The organism is Puniceicoccus vermicola, from assembly GCF_014230055.1.
In the GTDB taxonomy this organism is placed as follows: Bacteria; Verrucomicrobiota; Verrucomicrobiia; order Opitutales; family Puniceicoccaceae; genus Puniceicoccus; species Puniceicoccus vermicola.
On sequence record NZ_JACHVA010000050.1, the window covers coordinates 1 to 2515 of the forward strand.

General features: G+C 57.2%; 4 protein-coding genes. 3 read left to right on the top strand and 1 reads right to left on the bottom strand.

Annotation, left to right across the window (positions count from 1 at the left end):
* Positions 1 to 181 (bottom strand): hypothetical protein (locus tag H5P30_RS21870; protein WP_221774289.1); only part of this gene is annotated, 181 nt, incomplete at its 3' end.
* 35 nt (positions 182 to 216) lie between these two features.
* Between H5P30_RS21870 and tnpA the strand changes: the two genes are divergently transcribed.
* From tnpA to tnpC, 3 genes are read left to right on the top strand one after another with little or no spacing between them, the layout of a single operon-like run.
* A complete protein-coding gene (tnpA, locus tag H5P30_RS05610; protein ID WP_185691968.1) occupies positions 217 to 576 on the top strand; it encodes an IS66 family insertion sequence element accessory protein TnpA in 360 nt (119 codons plus the stop codon).
* A gap of 3 nt (positions 577 to 579) precedes the next feature.
* A complete protein-coding gene (tnpB, locus tag H5P30_RS05615; protein ID WP_185691969.1) occupies positions 580 to 933 on the top strand; it encodes an IS66 family insertion sequence element accessory protein TnpB in 354 nt (117 codons plus the stop codon).
* Between the two features lie 35 nt (positions 934 to 968).
* Entirely contained in the window at positions 969 to 2414 is a 1446-nt protein-coding gene (gene tnpC, locus H5P30_RS05620) for an IS66 family transposase (protein ID WP_185691970.1), read from the top strand.
* Positions 2415 to 2515: the final 101 nt, after the last annotated feature.

Below are 2515 nucleotides of genomic sequence, written 5' to 3' on the forward strand. Positions count from 1 at the left end.
AAGTGATTGATGTTAGTGTAGTTACAACATCAGTTAACTTCGATTCCGCTTCTTTGCTACTTCTTTCCCGCCAATCGACGATGAACCTTTTTTTTTCATTGGTCTGGTCTCCTTTTTGTAAGAGCCAGATTAACTCTTCAAGCGGTTCAGTTTTTGGTAAGCGTCCGTTAGTCGACCTCATTCCCAATCGATGTCTATTCTGGCATACTGCCGGGCATGGAAGCGATTGAAGCGACACCTGAGGTAGAACCGAAGCGAGATTCACGGGGCCGTAAGGTTCTGTCCGATGGCGAACGTGAGCGTTTGCTGGAGGCCTACGAGGGCTGCGGACTGACGCAGAAGGAGTTTTGTCGGCGCGAAGGGGTGAACTACCACACCTTCGTTTCCTGGCTGGGTCAGAGACGCAAAAGCAGGGACCGCAATGGACCTTCGCACCGGAGCGACTTTGTGGAGATGGTCGTTCCCTTCGGATCGGCATCGGAGAGCGGTTTCGAGCTCGATCTTGGTGGAGGGCTCGTGGTGCGAACCGGCGACGAGGACGCTCTGTGGAGGTTAATCGAACGAATCCGGGGGTGAGCGGTGCTCTCGTTACCTCATTCGCTGCGGGTGGTGCTGGCGGTAGAGCCGACCGATATGCGCAAAAGCTTCAATGGACTGTGGGCAGTGGTCGAGCAGCATCTTTTCGAAGATCCCATGGAGGGGAAGCTTTACCTGTTCACGAACAAGGCGCGCAACCGGCTGAAGGCTCTTTATTGGGATGGGACCGGGGCCTGGGTTTTTGCCAAGCGCCTGGAGAAGGGCCGATTCAGTTGGCCTTTGGGCAGTGACGGCAAGAAGCTCAGCCTCAAGCCGGAAGCGGTGACCATGCTCTTGAACGGAATCGATCTGCAAAAAGGATGCGAAAAAGCCTGGTATGAGCGAAAAAGGGATTGACCGTCCGATCTAAGTATCCACTGTATGGATACTCAATGCCGCCTACCTACGACGAGCTTCGACGGGAGAACGACCTGCTCAAGCAGCAGATCGCCTGGTTCAAGCGTCAGCTCTTCGGGGGAGGCAAAAGCGAAAGAATCGACCGGGACCAGGCGTTGCTCGCCCTGGAGGAGATGGAGACCCGGCAAAAGCAAATGGAACGACAGGAGGTCTCTTATATCCGCTCGAAAGCCCGGCAACGTTCCAAGGGTGCCATCGAGCGCTTCGAGAAGGTGCCGGTTGCCGAGACCGTGGAGATCGTCCCCGAGGAGGTGAAAGCCGACCCGGACCTCTACGAGCAAATAGGGGCCGAAGAAACCTTCGAGATCGATATCACCCCGCCGAAGATCTTCAAGCGCCTCATCCGCAGGCTGAAGTTCCGCCACCGCATCGAGCGAAGCCTCCCTCCGGTAGTGGTTCCGGCCCTCGAAAGGCCCGTCCAAGGCAGTTACGCCTCCGCGGGGCTGGTCGGCTGGGTGGTGCTGGGCAAGTATATCGACCATCTTCCCCTTTACCGGCAGCAAAAGATGTTCGAGCGCTGGGGTGCGAAGATCTCCCGCCAGAGCATGGCCGACTGGGTGCAAACGGTAGCCTTCTGGCTCAAGCCCCTCTACAACCACATGCGACAGGAGCTGCTCGAAAGCGGCTACGTCCAAGCCGACGAGACTCCCGTCCGGTTCCAGGATCCCGACAACAAAAAAGGCAAAACCTCCCAAGGCTTCCTGTGGGTCGTCCACAGTCCCGGCCTCGGCGTGGTCTTCGACTGGCGGCTGTCCCGTCGGCACGTTGAAGCAACCCGTTTGCTCGAAGGATTTACGGGCCTTTTGCAGACCGACGGCTACGAGGCCTACAACGCTCTGGTCAAGAACGCTGAAGCCATCATCCATCTGGGTTGCTGGGCCCATGCCCGCCGGGGCTTTTTCAACGCCCGGTCCGACCATCCGAGGGAAGCCAGCCTGATCCTCGGCCTCATCGGCAGGCTCTACGACTTTGAAGAACGATACCGCAAGCAGGGACTCTCTCCGGTCGAGAGAGCCCGGCAGCGGAAAGTGGACCAGGCGCGCATCCTCAAGTGGCTCAAAATCGCGATCACCATCTCCCAAAATCGTTGCCTGTCCCAGTCCAACCTCGGAAAGGCCTGCTCTTACGCTCTGGCGCGCTGGAAATGCCTGTGCCGCTACCTCCATCACGGCGAAGCCGAGATCGACAACAACCTCGTCGAAAACAAAATCCGTCCCTCGGCCATCGGAAAGAAAAACTGGCTCTTTATCGGCTCTCCCGACGCCGGAGAGCGAACCGCCGTCATCTACTCCATGCTCCTGACCTGCGAGATCCACGGGGTCGATCCCCATGCATGGCTGCCCGATGTCCTCACCAAGGCTCCCAAGACGCCCGAAAAGAAAGAGCAAATCAAACTCCTGCCTCATAACTGGCAGCAATGATATAGATGTCGTCACCATCTGCATGTAGCAATGGTGACCATATTGGTTTAGAAGTCGTCACCATCAATACTCGTGGAGGGGGATGAATGTCGGACGCTTAC